Here is a 15,299-nt window from a genome sequence, read left to right as displayed (position 1 = left end):
TTTTCTGACTCGGTTGATAGAGGGTGACGCGGTGCTCAATACACCAATTGCACGAAGCCGCCAGAACCGGCGGCGAAGGCGTCCAGCTTAATCTTGTCGGCAGGCACGCCGGCGGCGGTCAGCGCATCGGCGATGCGCTGGGCGCGGGCGAGGGCGAGGGCCATCGAGCCATCGCCAAAGCCGACGGCGCGGATGCTCGCATCCTGCCGGTTTGCGGCGACGCCTTGAATGACGCTTTGCTGTGCGGCCGGCAGCAGCGCCGAGCCGGGGGCGAAGGCGACGCCAACCGCCGGGCCGGGGGGCTTGGGCGCCGGGGCGGGGGGAGGTGTCGTGGCTGGCTTGGGCGCCGGGGCGTTCACATTCGGGGTGTTGATGGTCATGCCCGGCACGCTGGGCACGGGGGCGGCGCTTCCGGCAGGCTCAGCCCTGCCAGGGCGCCGGGCGCGGGGGCGGAGACGCCGTTGCGCGCCTGGCTGGTGATGGCGGCCTGCGCGCCGGGGGCGGCGGGAGCTTGCGGGGCTGGTACATCCGCGAGGTTGGGGTAGGGCAGGCTCGTCCCCGGCGGGGGTTGCCGGTTTTGCGCAATCGCGCCACCTTCCTCCTTGTGGTACAAATTAATCGCCTGAGAACAACCACTAAGAGAGGTCGCCGCCAAGAACATCCATGAAGCCGCGAAACGCCGCCCGACCATTTCTAACCCCTCTTTGCTTGCCGTGCCCGGGCCCTGCCCGTGCCGAACCTGCCCCTTGTTAGCCTGAGAACAGACGCCACGGAAAGGATGCCCCCGCCATGAACGCGCCCATGCCGCCCCAGGAGAATGACATCAAGCTGCCCGACGCCCAGGCGCTGGGCCGCTCGATGGCGGATATCGCGGCCCGTAGCCAGAAGCTGGTGAATGAGTGGATAAAGCGCCAGGCGGCGGAGGGGATGGCGCTGGATCCGCTGAATGTCGGCAGCGCCTTTCTGGAAATGACCGCCAAGCTGCTCTCCAACCCGTCCCAGCTGATGGAGGCGCAGATGGGGCTGTGGCGCGATTACATGACGCTCTGGCAGAACACCGCGCGGCGGATCTGGGTGGGGGAGGAGCCGGACCCGGTGATCGCGCATGACCCGCGCGACAAGCGCTTCGCCGACCCGGCCTGGCGGCAGAATGAGGTGTTCGATTTCATCAAGCAGAGCTATCTGCTTTCGGCGCGCTATATCAACGATGTCGTCACCCAGGTCGACGGGCTGGAGCCGAAGACCGCGCAGAAGGTGGATTTCTACGCCCGCCAGTTCATCAATGCGCTGAGCCCCAGCAATTTCGCCCTCACCAACCCGGAAGTGCTGCGCAAAACCCGCGAGACCGGCGGCGAGAATCTGATGCGGGGCCTGAACAACCTGCTCAATGATCTGGAGCATGGGCGGGGCAATCTGCGCATTCGCATGACTGATACGGATGCCTTCAAGATCGGCGAGAACATCGCCGTCTCGCCTGGCCAGGTGGTGTACCAAAATGAGCTGATGCAGCTGATCCAGTACAGCCCCAGCACCGAAAATGTGCTGGCCCGGCCGCTGCTGATCCTGCCGCCCTGGATCAATAAATTCTATATTCTCGATCTGCGGCCGAAGAACTCGCTGGTGCGCTGGCTGGTCTCGCAGGGCCATACCGTGTTCATGGTGAGCTGGGTCAATCCGGACGAGACGCTGGCGGCGAAGAATTTCGACGATTACATGCAGGAAGGCGTGCTGGCGGCGCTGGATGCGATCGAGAAGATCACCAAGCAGCCGCAGGTCAACGCCATCGGCTATTGCCTGGGCGGCACGCTGCTGGCCTCCACATTGGGCTATATGGCGGCGAAGGGGGATGAGCGCATCGCCTCCGCCACCTTCTTCGTGACGCTGACGGATTTCGCCGATGCCGGGGAGCTGGGGGTGTTCATCGATGAGGAGCAGCTCACCCAGATCGAGGAGAAGATGGCCAAGCGCGGCTATCTCGAAGGCAGCGAGATGGCCACAACCTTCAACATGCTGCGCGCCAATGATCTGATCTGGAGCTTCGTGGTGAATAACTACCTGCTCGGGCAGGAGCCGTTCCCGTTCGATCTGCTCTATTGGAACTCCGATTCCACCCGCATGCCGGCGGCGATGCACTCTTTCTATCTGCGCAACATGTACCAGAAGAACCTGCTCTGCCAGCCGGGCGGGATTTCGATGAAGGGGGTGGGGGTGGATCTCTCCCAGGTGAAGATCCCCTGCTATTTCCTCTCCTGCCGGGAGGATCACATCGCGCCCTGGACCAGCACCTATAAGGGGGCGCGCAATTTCGGCGGTCCGGTGCGCTTCGTGCTGGCGGCCTCGGGCCATATTGCCGGGGTGGTCAATCCGCCGGAGGGCGGCAAATATAACCATTTCATCAATGAGGCGCTGCCCGAGAGCCCGGATGAATGGTTCAAGGAGGCCACCGAGATCGCCGGGTCCTGGTGGCCGGATTGGCAGCGCTGGGTCACCGCCCAGAGTGCTGAGACAGTCCCGGCGCGCGAGCCGGGCAAGGTGCGCGGCTTCAAGGCGCTGGAGGCGGCCCCTGGGTCTTATGTGGCGGTGCGCAGCTAGCGCAATATGTGTTTAGGTTGACGCGCCAGCGTCAAAATAAACACATGAAATTGCTAGCTAAAATAAAAGCTAGAGCATCAAGCTAAAAGCTTGATGCTCTAGCGCGATAGGGGCTTGGACTGCCGCGCCAGCGTCACGATAAAAACGTGAAATTGCGCGCCAAAGGCAGCGCCAGATTGATCAACACAGTCAAGGGGCTGGATGGAACCACCGCCTTTCAAATCACGGCGGGACTTTCAGAAAACGCATCCGCTCAGAGACGTTTGCAGCTTCCAGCTAAACTTTCCCGCTCAGGAAACCAGAAAAAACGCCCCGCTTCGTGCGGGGCGTTTTTTCTGGTGCCGCCATGCTGCGCCGCTGCGCGGCATGAAAATCCACAAACTCAACCATCTAGATGGCGGAATGTGTCATTTCAGCAACATGGTCGGGGCAAAGCGGAAGGCCGGCTTGTTTCGTCTGGCAATTTTTGGGGGTTGGCATGTAGATTGCGAATTCATTACCGACGATGGCGTTTGTTGGGGCGGTTTCTGCGCTAAGAATGTTGTCGGGTTAAAGTTTAGGCACAACGCGCGGATGATTGCGCAATCAGGAGGCATAATGATTACGATGCGTCGGCAACTTCTGGGTCTTGGCTTTGTCGCCGGGTCCTCTCTTCTGGCGATGAATGCGGCGCACGCGCTGAATGGCCCCACCGCGATCAATATCGATGGCGGCCCGCTCGGTTCGCTGAGCCTGAGCGGCGGCTTCGATGCCTATGGCTTCGCCGTGTCCGGCATGCCCGCCGGCGGCAATGGCAGCAACACCACCAATGTCGGCACCAATGTCGGCTCCGCCATCATCCAGCTGCAGAAGACCACCGGTGAGCTGCAGTTCAATATCGAAATCGGTTCCGTCGGCGGCAGCATCGCGCCCGGCACCGTCACCTCCCGCCCGGGCCAGACCTCGGTCAGCAACTATGTCACCGGCCCGCTTTACGAGGGTTACGTGACCTTGGCGCCGAAGGACATGCCCTTCACCATCTCCGCCGGCCAGCTGGGGTCTCTGGAAGGCTATGAGGCCTCGCTGCCCTGGTTCAACCCGTCGCAGCTGGTCACCTCGATCTTCTACGTGCAGAACTCCTCCGCGCGCGGCGTCGAGGCCAACTACACCAAGGGGCCGTTCTCCGCGACCGTCGAATATGGCGATGGCTGGGATACCGGCGTGTTCAACTTCGTGCAGGCGCTGGGCACCTACACGATCGACCCCAATAACGTGCTGAACGTGTATTACGCCGGCAATGTTGGCCGCCAGGGTCTGACCGCCAAGACCTACAGCAACACCAGCGTTGCGAGCTACGGCCCGTACTTCATGAACTCGCAGATGTTCGGCGCCTATTACAGCTTCACCGCCGGCAATCTGAACCTGGTGCCGGAAGTGCAGTATGTGTACGCCCACACCAACCACCAGCTGGGCATCGACAAGACCACCGCCAATCTGGGCGCGGCTTTGTTTGGCAACTACACCTTCGGCAAGAGCCCCTACTCGCTGGGCGGCTGGGTCGAGTATGAGAACTCCCAGGGTGCGGGCAGCTGGTTTGTCGGTCCGAAGTCCGAGGGCGTCGGCTTCGCGCTGGCCCCGACCTGGCAGTACAAGGATCTCTATGCCCGTGTGAACGCCGGTGGCTTCTACCTGCTGAACAACAAATACCAGGGCGTTTCCTACGGCTACGGCACCAGCGGCACGGACAAGTTCCAGTTCGTTGGCACCCTCGAGGGCGGTGTGCTGTTCTAAGCCGAACCGTTTCGGACCAAACGGAAAGGCCGGCGCTTGCGCCGGCCTTTTTGCGTTATGGCCGGTGGTGTCAGGCGGAAACCTGGCCCAGCCAATCCTGCAGATTATAGTAATTGGTGACACGGGTGATCCGGCCGCCCGCCACCTCGAAAAAGGCGCCGCCGGGCAGCACATAGCTTTGGCCCTTGGCCTCCGGCAGCCCTTCGGCGGTGGCGATATAGCGCCCGTGCACGACATAGTCCGCGGCCGCGCGGGTTGCCGATTTGTCGGACAGGATATGGATATTTTCCAGGCGTTCAGCGTAGCAGCGCTGCATCTGCGCCATGAAGGCGCGGAAGGCGGGCTTGCCGGTCTGGGTTTCGGACTGGTTGATGTCGTGGCGGACATCCTCGCTCAGCAGCGCCAGCATCGCCTCCCAGTCGGCCTTGTTGAAAGCGGCGTAATAGGCTTCGATCAGCGCCTCGGTCTCGTCTCGCATCCTGCACTCCTTGTTGGCTTGCCTACAAGAAAGCGCGCCGGTGCGGCTGGCAAGGCGCTCAGCCGCTGCGGCCGAAGAGTTTTTCCAGATCGGCACGGGTGAGTTTGAGGAAGGTCGGGCGGCCATGCGAGCAGGTGGCGGCGCGCGGTGTGGCCTCCATCTCGCGCAAGAGCGCGTCGATCTCCTCGCGCTGCAGCCGTCGTCCGGCGCGGATGGAGCGGTGGCAGGCCAGCCGCGCCAAGGCGGAATCCAGCTTCGCCTCCAGCGCCAAGGGCGCGCCGGTCTCGGCGAATTCCTCCGCCAGATCGCGCAGCAGCCCGGCGGCGTCCGGGTCTTTCAGCGCCGCCGGCACGGCGCGCACCAGAATCGCGCCGGGGCCGAACGCTTCGATCTCCAGCCCCAGCCTGGCCAGCGTTTCGGCCTCCGCCAGCAGCCGCGCCGCCTCCATCGCGGGCAGGTCCACCACCACCGGCACCAGCAAAGGCTGGGTGGCGATGCGGCCTTCCTGGAACTGGGCGCGCAACCGTTCCTCGGTCAGGCGTTCATGGGCGGCGTGCTGGTCGACGATCACCAGCGCGCCGTCCGGCGCCTGGGCCAGCACATAGGTATCGAGAATCTGCGCCAGCGGCGCGCCGAGCGGGTGCTCGGCCATGGGCGCCGGGGCGGCGGGGGCGGGCAGGTCGAAAATCGGGCGGGCGGCGGGCAAGCCGGCGAGAGCCAGCTCCGCCTCGGCGAAGCCGCGCGCGGCGCGGCTGGGGGCCGGCGGCAGGCTGTAGCGCGGCGCGGCGGAAGGCGGCGGGCGCAGCGCCAGGCTGGGCAAGGTGGCGCTGGGCGCGGTGCCGAGGCTGACCGGCTGTGCCAAGGCGCGGTTGATGGCGCCGATCACCAGGCTGCGCACGCCATTCTGGTCGGCAAATCGCAGCTCGGATTTGGCCGGATGCACATTCACATCCAGCGCCTCGTCCGGCAGCTCCAGCCGCAGCGCCGCCACGGCGTGGCGCCCAGCCGGGATCACGTCCCGGTAGGCCAGGCGCAGCGCCAGCTTCAGCAGCGAATCCTGCACCGGGCGGCCATTGACGACGAAGCTCTGCAATTGCGTGGTGGCGCGGTTGAGGCTGGCCGGGCCGATCAGGCCGGAGAGCCTGACCTCGTCACGCTGCGCCTCCAGCGCCATCATGTTCGCCGCCGCCTCGCGCCCGAACAAAGCGGCGACGCGGGCTTTTTCGTCCTGGGCCGGCAGGTCGAACAGCACCCGCTCATCCGAGACCAGCCGGAAGGCGACATGCGGGGCGCCGAGGGCGAGGCGCCAGACGGTGCGCTCCGCCGCCTCCGCCTCGGCCCGGGGCGAGCGCAGGAATTTGCGCCGCGCCGGGGTGGCGTAGAACAGATCCTCGACAATGGCGCGGGTGCCCTTGAGGCCGGCGGCGGGGCGGGCGGCGGTGATCGCCCCCCCGGCGACGTCGATCCGCCAGGCGCCATCCTGCCCGGCGGGGCGGCTGATCAAGGTGAGCTTCGCCGCCGCGCCGATCGAGGGCAGGGCCTCGCCGCGAAAGCCCAGCGTTGAGATCCGCACCAGCGCCTCGTCCTGCAGCTTGGAGGTGGCGTGGCGTTCGATGGCGAGCGGCAGCTCCTCCGCCGGAATGCCGCACCCATCGTCGATGATCTCGATCCGCTCGATGCCGCCCCCGGCGAGGATGACCTCGATGCGCGTCGCGCCGGCATCCAGGGCGTTTTCCACCAGCTCCTTCACCGCGGCGGCGGGGCGTTCGATCACCTCGCCGGCGGCGATGCGGTTGATGGTGGTTTCGGCGAGGCGGCGGATGGGCATGGGGCCTGATAGCATGAATGCCCGAGTCCGGCGCCGCGCGGCTTCACGAAAAAACCCCGCCCTGTAATAATGATGCCTCGACCCGGAAAGGAGCCGCCGATGAAAATCCTCGTCTTCCAGCATGTCGCCTCGGAGCATCCTGGCAGTTTTCGCGATGTGATGGCGGCGCGCGGCTGCGAGATGCAGGCGGTGGAGCTGGATGAGGGTGAGGCGATTCCCGCCGATCTTTCGGGCTTCGACGCGCTGCTGGTGATGGGCGGGCCGCAGGATGTCTGGGAGACCGATCAATTCCCCTGGCTGATCGAGGAGATGGCGGTGATCCGCGACTGGGTGCGCGCCGGGCGGCCTTATCTTGGCATGTGTCTGGGGCACCAGCTCCTGGCCGAGGCGCTGGGCGGCGCGGTGGGGCGGATGGCGGTGCCGGAGGTGGGGATGAGCTGTGTTGAGACCCGGCCGGACCCGATTTTCGCCGGCCTGCCGCCGCTCTGGCCCTGCATGCAATGGCACGGGGCGGAGGTGACGCGGCTGCCGGAGGGGGCGGTGGCGCTGGCCGGCTCGCCGGGCTGCGCCATCCAGACGCAGCGTTACGGGCAGGCCGCCTATGGGCTGCAATTCCATCTGGAGCTGACCCATAGCACCACCGCGGAATGGGGCAGCCTGCCGGAATATAAGGCAGCGCTTGAACGGGTTCGCGGCCCTGGCGGGCTGGCGGCGATGGTGGCCGAGGTGGATGCGCAATTCCCTGAGCTGCATGCGGCGGCGCAGATCGTTTTCGGCAATTTTCTGGACATCGCCGCGCAGGCGCTGGCGCGGCGGTGAGGCGCGCAAGCTGGGCCGTGCTGGTGGCGCTGCTGGGGCTGGCCGCCCCGGCCTGTGCGGCGCCGGCCATCGCCAGCGCCGGGGCGATGGCCGGGCCGGATGATCCTTACGCGGTGCCGCCGCAGAGCCGCTTCGCGCGGGGCGGCGGCTCCGGCCCGCTGGTGATCCGCTATCGCGGCGGCAAGAGCGTGCGGGTGCAGCTGGATCTCGACGAGCAGGGGCAGCAGCTGGAGTTCAGCCAGATCCGCATCGCGCCGGACCGGCACAGCATCGGCTGGCTGGCTTCCTATGGCTGCGGCCAGGCGCAACCTTGCCCGCTGGCGCTAGTGGTCTGGCATCAGGGGCGGCCGGTGCTGCGCTTTGTGGCGCATCATGGGGTGATCGAGAGCTGGCAGTTTCTCGCCGGCGGCCGTCAGGTGGCGGTGCAGACGCGCCAGCCGGATGGCACCACCCGCTACTGGCTGCTGGCCACCGCCTCGGGCCTTGCCATCGCCGATTGGCAGCCCGGCAGCGGCACCCGCCGCCCGCCCTGGCTGGCCTTCTTCACCCGCGCCCATCCGCCTTAGAGCAATATGTGTTTAGGTTGACGCGCTAGCGTCAAAATAAACACATGAAATTGCTCGCTAAAACAAAGCTCTCAATCATAGCGCTCTAAGCGCGGCGCGGATTTTGCATCGGTTACCGCGACCAACGCCGCGAAAGGAGCCGGAATGTCCCTGTATTTCGAGCATACGAAACAGACCGCCGCCGCTCTGGCGCAGAGCCTGCGGGAGCGCCAGATCACGCAGCTGCGCTTCGAGCTGCCGGACCTGGCCGGGCTTTCCCGGGGCAAGACGGTGCCGATCGCGCATGTGGAATCCTATGCGCGGGACGGGCTCAATCTCTATGGCGGCACGGTGACGCTGGATAGCGCGTCCAACCCGATCGCCGGGACGGGCTATAATGAGGATATCAATTTCGCCGATTGCCTGATGGTGCCGGACCCGGACACGGTCAGCGATGTGCCCTGGATCGCCAATACCGCGCGGGTGATCTGCGATACCAAATGGTATGACGGCACCCCGCAATATGCGGCGCCGCGTACCGTGTTGAAGAGGATGCTGCAGAAAGCCGCCGATATGGGGTTCGGCGTGAAGATGGGGCATGAGTTCGAGTTCTATGTGGTCGATCTGGAAACCAGGCGGCCGCTTTATACGGGCAATCCGATTTTCGTGACCGCGATCACCCATCGCCACCCGGCGCTGGACGGGTTGATGCGGGTGTTGGCGGAAAGCGGTGTGGATATGATCACCGCCAATGGCGAATTCGGGCCGGGGCAGTGGGAGCTGAATTTCGCCGCACTGGATGGGGTTGCGGCGGCGGACAGGGCGTTTGTGTTCAAGAATACGGTGAAGGAATATCTGCGCGGCCAAGGGCTGCTGGCCACCTTCATGACCAAGCCTTATGCGCATCTTTCAGGCTCCTGCTCGCATTTTCATCTCTCGCTGTATGATTTGAAGAGCGGGGAGAGTTTGTTTCTGGACAAGGACGATCCCGATGGAATGAGCGGGCTGATGAAGAGCTTCACGCAAGGGATTCTCGACCATGCGCCGGCGGCGCAGGCGATCTGGAATCCGACGCCCAATTGCTATCGGCGGATCCGGCCGGGGACGTTTGCGCCCTCGAATATTTCCTGGGGGTGGAGGATCGCTCGGCCTCGGTACGGATCAAGGCATCCAAAGATAAGCGGCAGCATCTGGAGGTTCGGGTGCCGTCGGCTTTGTCCAACCCGTATCTGACCGCGGCGGCGACGTTGGCGGCGGGGCTGTTGGGGGTGAAGGGCGAGGCGGTGCTGGCACCGGAGCGCAAGGGGTTGAAGGAGGCGGATGGATCTTTTGCGAAGCTGCCGACGGAGATTCATGAATCGCTGGCGGCGTTGCGGGCGGATGCGGCCTTCACGGAAATGCTCGGCGCGGAGTTTGTGAAGGTTTACACCATTGTGAAGACCGCCGAGATCAACCGTCTGCGCGATGAAATTCCGGCGGCGGAGGTGGCGGAGTATTTCGATCTTTATTAGAGCCTGAGGGGGTGTTGGCGATATCCGTGGCGCTTGCGGAAATCCCGCTTAAACACGCCAGATTTTCAGATGCGCCTTGCCATGCGCGCGCTCGGCCAAAGGCTCCGCAATTTCCAGCGTCTCGCCCGGTCCCATTTCCGCGACGATGATCGCGCCTGGCGCGATCCAGCCTTTCGCCGTCAGCGCCGCCAAGGCCGGGGTGATCAGCGCCTCGCCATAAGGCGGGTCGAGGAAGACCAGGTCATGCGGGGTGCCGGCGGGCGGGTGCAGCGCGTCGGCGGCGTAGAGTTTTGCGCGCTCTGGCTTCAAGGCGGCGATGTTGGCGCGCAGCGCCGCACCGGCCTCGCGCGATTGTTCGATGAAGCTGGCACTGGCGGCGCCGCGTGAGAGCGCTTCCAGACCATAGGCGCCGGTGCCGGCGAAGACGTCCAGCACATTCGCCTCTTGCAGCTCGCACCAGGGGGCGTGGGCCAGGATGTCGAACACCGCCTGGCGGGCGCGGATATTGGTGGGGCGGGTTTCGCGGCCCTCGGGGCGGCGAGCACGCGGCCTTTCCAGCGCCCGGCGATGATGCGCGGGCCGCTCATTTCACCAGGCCCGGCACCTGTTCGCGCAGGATCTTGCCCGGCACCTCCTCCGCCGCCCCGCGCGGCAGCTGGCCGAGCTGGAAGGGGCCGTAGGCGACGCGGATCAGCCGTGTCACCGGCAATTCCAGCGCCTGCATCACCCGGCGGATTTCGCGGTTCTTGCCTTCGCGCAGGCTCATCGAGAGCCAGGTGTTGGAGCGCTGCTGGCTGTCGATGGCGGCTTCGATCGGGCCGTATTTTACCCGCTCCACCACCATGCCATCGGCCAGGCGCTTGAGCTTGTCAGGCGAGACACCGCCATGCACGCGCACCCGGTAGCGGCGCAGCCAGCCGGTTGAGGGCAGCTCCAGCTGGCGGGAGAGGGCGCCATCATTGGTGAGCAGCAGCAGGCCTTCGGAGGTGAGATCCAGCCGGCCGACGGAGATCAGCCGCGGCAGGCCTTGCGGCAGGCGCTCGAACACGGTCGGTCGGCCTTCGGGGTCCTTATGGGTGGTCACCAGACCGTCCGGCTTGTGGTAGCGGAACAGGCGGGTGCGCTCGGGCTCGCCCACCGGCTTGCCATCCACCAGCACCATGTCGCCGGGTTTGACGAAGGTGGCGGGCTGGGTGACCGGCTCGTTATTCATCCGCACCCGGCCGGCTTCGATCATCGCCTCCGCATCCCGCCTACTGGCCACGCCGGCGCGGGAGAGAAATTTGGCGATGCGCTCGCCGCGTGCTTCGTCTTCGGGGGGCGTGGTCGCTTCGGTCATTGGCAGGCCTCGATGAAAGCGCGATAGAGGGCGGCATCGCCCGCATCCACGAGATATTCCGGGTGCCATTGCACACCGATGCAGAATTTCCGGGAAGGATCCTCGATGCCTTCGATCACCCCGTCCGGGGCGATGGCGTTCACCACCCCGCGCCCGGCGGATTTCACCGCCTGGTGGTGGGAGCTATTGACCTGCATCACCGGCCCGGCGATGGCGAAGAGTTTGGTGCCGGCGAGGATCTCGACCTTGTGGCCGGGCTCGTAATGGCTGGTTTTCTGCTCATGCTCCAGCGCGCCGGGAATCGCATCCGGGATATGCTGGTGCAGCGTGCCGCCCAGCGCCACGGCGAGCAGCTGCTGCCCGCCGCAAATGCCCAGCACCGGCATGTTGCGGGCCATGGCGCCGCGCAGGAAGGCCAGCTCGGCGGTGGTGCGGTCGGCCTTCAGCTCGACGGTGGGGTGGGTTTCGCTGTCGCCATAGAGGGCGGGATCGACATCGAAGGCGCCGCCGGTGACGATCAGCCCGTCCAGACGGTCCAGATAATCCTCCGCCAGGCCCGGATCGTGCGGCAGCGCCACCGCCAGCCCGCCATGGGCGGCCAGCGCCTGGGTATAATTCTGGCGCAGCGCGTACCAGGGATATTTGGACCAGCCGCCGGCGGGTTCCGCATCCAGAGTGAGGCCGATCAAGGGGCGTTTCTTCATGGCGCTAGCTAGACCTTCCGGCGGGGTTGAGGCAAATCCCAAGCCATGACCTCCCCGATGCAATTGGCGCTGGATGCGGCGCGGCAGGCGCAAGAGGCCGGCGAGGTGCCGGTGGGCGCGGTGGTGACCGATGCGCAGGGGCAAGTGCTGGCGGTGGCGCGCAATGCGGTGGAGGCCGGGCAGAACCCGCTCGCCCATGCGGAATATCTGGCGCTGACAGCGGCGCGCGCGGCGCGCGGGGGCAAATATCTGGCCGATTGCACCTTGAACGTGACGTTGGAGCCCTGCGCCTTCTGCGCCGGGGCGATCGCGGCGTTGCGCGTCGGCAAGCTGGTGTTTGGGGCTTATGACCCCAAGACCGGGGCGGTGGAGCATGGGCCGCGTCTCTTCACCCAGCCGACGACGCACCATAAGCCGGAGGTGATCGGCGGGGTGCGCGAGCAGGAATGCGCGGCGCTGTTGACGGATTTTTTCCAGGCCAGGCGCGATGCCTGATCTGAGCCATGAGACGCGCATTGGTGGCCGGGTGGCGGGGCTGGATGAGGTGGGGCGCGGGCCGCTGGCGGGGCCGGTGCTGGCCGCCGCCGTGGTGCTGCCCCCCGTGCTGCCGCCGGGGCTGGACGCGCTTTTGGATGATTCGAAGAAGCTGAGCCCGAAGAAGCGCGCGGCGGCGTTGCTGGCGCTGCGGGCCTCTGGCGCGGAGATTGGCGTGGGCGCGGCCTCGGTGAAGGAGATCGCCCGGCTGAATATTCTGCACGCCTCGTTTCTGGCGATGCGCCGGGCGGTGGCGGCGCTGCCGGCGGCACCCGAGCATCTTTTGGTGGATGGGAATAAGGCGCCGGGCATCGCGCTGCCCTGCACGCTGCTGGTGGGAGGGGATGGGATTTCGCTGTCCATCGCCGCCGCCTCGATTGTGGCCAAGGAGATCCGCGACCGGCTGATGCGGCAGCTGGATGCGCGCTATCCGCATTATGGCTGGGCGAAGAATGCGGGCTATGCGGCGGCGATCCATCGCGAGGCGATCATCGCGCATGGGCCGACGCCGCATCACCGGATGGGCTTTGGACCGCTCTTGCAGCGCGGCCTCTGGGCAGAGGCGGAGATCTCGCTCTAGACTGCCCAAGCCGCCGGGCCGCCCCGGTTGCCCCCTGCGTCTCTCTCTGGAAAAGGCCAAAACCCTTGCCCTCCTTGCCGCGCTCTCCCTTCGCCATCGCCGTGCTGCTGACTGCCCTGGGTGGGCTGCCGTTTCTGGCTGGAACCGGGCTGGCACTTCTGTTTCCGCGCTTCGCGGCATCCGGCACGGCGGCGGTGATCGCCTATGGCGCCGTGATCCTGTCCTTTTTAGGGGCGGTGCATTGGGGCGCGCTGGTGGGCGGCGCGGGGAAGCAGCCTGAGGCGACGAAGGGGGCGGGACGGATTTTAACGCTGGGCGTGCTGCCCTCGCTGGTCGGCTGGCTGGCCCTGCTGGTGCTGCTGCTGGCGCAGGCGCCGCGCGCGGCCTTGTTGCTGCTGGCCTTGGGGTTCCTCGCCACCTTGCTGGGCGAGGCGCTGGGATGGCGGGCCGGGCTCGTCGCGGGGCGTTATCTCGCCTTGCGATGCGCGATTTCCGCGCTGGTTGTGGCCTTGCTGCTGGCCTTGTGGCAGGGGCAGCCGACCGTCTAGCTTGGTTTATGCGTTCAATTTGAACGGCTTACTGATGATGTCGGGGCCGAGGCCCGCCCGCTATTTGCCCAGCGCGCTGCCGGCGACCGGCTGCTGCATCAGCGTATCCGCGCTGGGGGCTTGCGGGCTGGGGAGTTTCTGCACTTTCGGCTGATATTGCGGCGGCAGGAAGCCGACCAGCCAGGTGGCGCCCTGATAGGCGATGGGCAGAGAGCGGGCATCGACGATCGGCTTTGGCCATTCAGTCGAGGGCTCGGCCATGCCCAGCGCGATATAGGCGATGAACAGGATGATGGCGCCGCGGGCGATGCCGAAGACGATGCCGAGCGAATGATCCAGCCCGGAAAGCGGCGATTCGCGCACCAGCCCGCCGATCAGCCCGCTGACCAGGCTGAGCACGATCAGCACCACCAGGAACACCGCCGCCATCGCGCCGTAAATGGCGAAATGCTGCAGCCCTTTGGGCAGCAGCGAGGCGATGTAAGGCTGCACCGGGGCATAGAATTTCAGGCAGGCGAGCAGCGCGCCAATCCAGGCGCCGACCCCAAGCACCTCGCGCACAAAGCCACGGACCATCGAGAACAGGGCGGACAGCGCCACAACCCCAAGCACCACCGCATCGACCCAGGTCATTCAGCCTCCTTGCGTTTCGCGCCGGGCTTCTGGCCGGTGGCGATGATGCCAACTAGGTCCGTCAGATGCCCGATTTCAATCAGGGAAAGTGTTTTGGGCACGCTGAGCTTGCCCGTGCCGCCAGCCACGCGCTTGGGCCCGGCGGCGCGGGCGAAGCCGAGCTTCGCCGCCTCCTTCAGCCGCAACTCGGTCTGCGCCACCTGGCGCAACTCGCCGGAGAGGCCGATTTCACCGCAGAACACCATTTCCGGGTCGGTCGGCACGTCCGAGGCGGCTGAGATCAAGGCGGCGGCCACCGCGAGATCGGCGGCGGGTTCGTTCACCCGCAAGCCGCCGGCGACGTTGAGATAGACATCATTCATCGAAAGCTTCAGCCCGCAGCGCGTCTCCAGCACCGCCAGCAGCATCGAGAGCCGGCCGGAATCCCAGCCGATGACCGAGCGCCGGGGCGAGCCGCCAGGGTTGGGGGAGAGCAGGCACTGGATTTCCACCAGCACCGGGCGCGAGCCCTCAAGCCCGGCCAGCACGGCACTTCCCGCGACATTGCCGCGCCGCTCCGCCAGGAACAAAGCCGAGGGGTTGGCGACCTCGGAGAGGCCGCGGCCGGTCATCTCGAACACGCCGATCTCGTCAGTGGCGCCGAAGCGGTTTTTCATGCCGCGCAAAATGCGGAACTGGTGGCCGCGATCGCCTTCAAAATGCAGCACGACATCGACCATATGCTCGACCACGCGCGGCCCGGCGAGGGCGCCTTCCTTGGTCACATGGCCGACCAGCAGCAGCGAGAAGCCCTGGGTTTTGGCGGCGCGGATCAGCTCGAAGGCGGAGGCGCGGACCTGGGTGACGGAGCCGGGGGCGGAATCGATCCCTTCCGCCCACATGGTCTGGATGGAATCGATCACCACCAAAGCCGCGTTGGGATATTGGCTGAGGCTGGCCAGAATGTCGCCGAGCTGGGTGGCGGCGGCGAGGCGCAAAGGCGCGTCCGAGAGGCCCAGGCGCAAGGCGCGCAGGCGGATCTGGTCGATCGATTCCTCGCCGGAGATATAGAGCACCTCCTGCCCGGCCCGGCCCAGGGCGGCGCTCGCCTGCAGCAGCAGGGTGGATTTGCCGATGCCAGGATCGCCGCCGACCAGCACCACGGAGGCCGGGACCAGGCCGCCGCCGAGCACGCGGTCGAACTCGGCGATGGTGGTGGGGATGCGCGGCGGCGGCGGCGAGATGCCCTCCAGCCCGACAAATTCGATTTTGGCGCCGGCGCGCCGGGCGCCGTCCTTGATGCCGCCGGGCAGTGCCTTGGGGGCGACCTGCTCTTCCAGCGTGTTCCATTCGCCGCAGGCCTCGCAGCGCCCGGCCCATTTTGGAAACACCGCCCCGCAGGCGGTGCAGGCGAAGGTTTTTGCAGCTTTAGCCAAAAT

At 66.1% G+C, this 15,299-nt stretch carries 15 protein-coding genes and 2 pseudogenes; 8 read left to right on the top strand and 9 right to left on the bottom strand.

The annotated features are described in order from the left end of the window. Nucleotides 1-35: 35 nt before the first annotated feature. Nucleotides 36-380: an OmpA family protein gene (locus ACZ46S_RS10975; RefSeq protein WP_464061754.1), complete on the bottom strand. Its 345-nt coding sequence runs from the start codon at nucleotides 378-380 to the stop codon at nucleotides 36-38. Then, a complete protein-coding gene (locus tag ACZ46S_RS10970; protein ID WP_464061753.1) occupies nucleotides 377-613 on the bottom strand; it encodes a hypothetical protein in 237 nt (78 codons plus the stop codon). Before ACZ46S_RS10970 ends, ACZ46S_RS10975 begins: the two co-directional genes overlap by 4 nt. Before the next feature lie 176 nt (nucleotides 614-789). Between ACZ46S_RS10970 and ACZ46S_RS10965 the strand changes: the two genes are divergently transcribed. Together ACZ46S_RS10965 and ACZ46S_RS10960 are read left to right on the top strand one after the other, a co-directional pair. Further along, nucleotides 790-2,592, top strand: coding sequence for a PHA/PHB synthase family protein (locus ACZ46S_RS10965; protein WP_464061752.1), 1,803 nt, complete (start codon nucleotides 790-792; stop codon nucleotides 2,590-2,592). 597 nt (nucleotides 2,593-3,189) lie between these two features. Further along, nucleotides 3,190-4,362, top strand: a complete 1,173-nt coding sequence (locus tag ACZ46S_RS10960; protein ID WP_464061751.1) for a porin family protein — start codon at nucleotides 3,190-3,192, stop codon at nucleotides 4,360-4,362. A gap of 70 nt (nucleotides 4,363-4,432) precedes the next feature. Here ACZ46S_RS10960 and ACZ46S_RS10955 read toward each other — a convergent pair whose 3' ends face one another. Further along, nucleotides 4,433-4,840: a ketosteroid isomerase-related protein gene (locus ACZ46S_RS10955; protein ID WP_464061750.1), complete on the bottom strand. Its 408-nt coding sequence runs from the start codon at nucleotides 4,838-4,840 to the stop codon at nucleotides 4,433-4,435. A 58-nt stretch (nucleotides 4,841-4,898) separates the two neighbouring features. Further along, nucleotides 4,899-6,668: a DNA mismatch repair endonuclease MutL gene (gene mutL, locus ACZ46S_RS10950; protein WP_464061749.1), complete on the bottom strand. Its 1,770-nt coding sequence runs from the start codon at nucleotides 6,666-6,668 to the stop codon at nucleotides 4,899-4,901. Between the two features lie 99 nt (nucleotides 6,669-6,767). Between mutL and ACZ46S_RS10945 the strand changes: the two genes are divergently transcribed. The 3 genes and pseudogenes from ACZ46S_RS10945 to ACZ46S_RS10935 all read left to right on the top strand — a co-directional run bounded on the left by ACZ46S_RS10945 (nucleotide 6,768) and on the right by ACZ46S_RS10935 (nucleotide 9,543). Continuing rightward, nucleotides 6,768-7,487 (top strand): type 1 glutamine amidotransferase, encoded by a 720-nt coding sequence (locus ACZ46S_RS10945; protein ID WP_464061748.1) that lies wholly within the window; start codon nucleotides 6,768-6,770, stop codon nucleotides 7,485-7,487. Next, complete coding sequence (locus ACZ46S_RS10940) at nucleotides 7,484-8,053, top strand: hypothetical protein (RefSeq protein ID WP_464061747.1); 570 nt, start codon at nucleotides 7,484-7,486, stop codon at nucleotides 8,051-8,053. The genes ACZ46S_RS10945 and ACZ46S_RS10940 overlap by 4 nt, the downstream gene beginning before the upstream one ends. A gap of 144 nt (nucleotides 8,054-8,197) precedes the next feature. After that, nucleotides 8,198-9,543: pseudogene (locus ACZ46S_RS10935) on the top strand (glutamine synthetase family protein). 48 nt (nucleotides 9,544-9,591) lie between these two features. Here ACZ46S_RS10935 and rsmD read toward each other — a convergent pair. The 3 genes and pseudogenes from rsmD to ACZ46S_RS10920 form a co-directional block, all read right to left on the bottom strand. After that, nucleotides 9,592-10,130: pseudogene (rsmD, locus tag ACZ46S_RS10930) on the bottom strand (16S rRNA (guanine(966)-N(2))-methyltransferase RsmD). After that, on the bottom strand, nucleotides 10,127-10,882 hold the full coding sequence (locus ACZ46S_RS10925; RefSeq protein WP_295740916.1) for a pseudouridine synthase: 756 nt from the start codon (nucleotides 10,880-10,882) through the stop codon (nucleotides 10,127-10,129). The pseudogene rsmD and the gene ACZ46S_RS10925 overlap by 4 nt, the downstream one beginning before the upstream one ends. Next, nucleotides 10,879-11,586, bottom strand: coding sequence for a gamma-glutamyl-gamma-aminobutyrate hydrolase family protein (locus tag ACZ46S_RS10920; RefSeq protein WP_464061746.1), 708 nt, complete (start codon nucleotides 11,584-11,586; stop codon nucleotides 10,879-10,881). The genes ACZ46S_RS10925 and ACZ46S_RS10920 overlap by 4 nt, the downstream gene beginning before the upstream one ends. A gap of 45 nt (nucleotides 11,587-11,631) precedes the next feature. Between ACZ46S_RS10920 and ACZ46S_RS10915 the strand changes: the two genes are divergently transcribed. The 3 genes from ACZ46S_RS10915 (at nucleotide 11,632) to ACZ46S_RS10905 (ending at nucleotide 13,248) form a co-directional block, all read left to right on the top strand. Then, a complete protein-coding gene (locus tag ACZ46S_RS10915) occupies nucleotides 11,632-12,081 on the top strand; it encodes a nucleoside deaminase (RefSeq protein ID WP_295740920.1) in 450 nt (149 codons plus the stop codon). Beyond that, on the top strand, nucleotides 12,074-12,700 hold the full coding sequence (locus ACZ46S_RS10910; RefSeq protein ID WP_464061745.1) for a ribonuclease HII: 627 nt from the start codon (nucleotides 12,074-12,076) through the stop codon (nucleotides 12,698-12,700). The genes ACZ46S_RS10915 and ACZ46S_RS10910 overlap by 8 nt, the downstream gene beginning before the upstream one ends. A 74-nt stretch (nucleotides 12,701-12,774) precedes the next feature. Next, entirely contained in the window at nucleotides 12,775-13,248 is a 474-nt protein-coding gene (locus ACZ46S_RS10905) for a DUF3429 domain-containing protein (RefSeq protein ID WP_464061744.1), read from the top strand. 60 nt (nucleotides 13,249-13,308) lie between these two features. On the opposite strand, the gene ACZ46S_RS10900 is transcribed toward ACZ46S_RS10905, so the two are convergent. Beyond that, nucleotides 13,309-13,881, bottom strand: coding sequence for a CvpA family protein (locus ACZ46S_RS10900; protein ID WP_295745946.1), 573 nt, complete (start codon nucleotides 13,879-13,881; stop codon nucleotides 13,309-13,311). Beyond that, nucleotides 13,878-15,296, bottom strand: a complete 1,419-nt coding sequence (gene radA / locus ACZ46S_RS10895; protein ID WP_295745949.1) for a DNA repair protein RadA — start codon at nucleotides 15,294-15,296, stop codon at nucleotides 13,878-13,880. The genes ACZ46S_RS10900 and radA overlap by 4 nt, the downstream gene beginning before the upstream one ends. Between the last annotated feature and the right edge of the window lie 3 nt (nucleotides 15,297-15,299).

This window comes from Acidocella aluminiidurans, from assembly GCF_055383125.1.
This window is presented reverse-complemented; position numbering and strand designations above follow the sequence as displayed.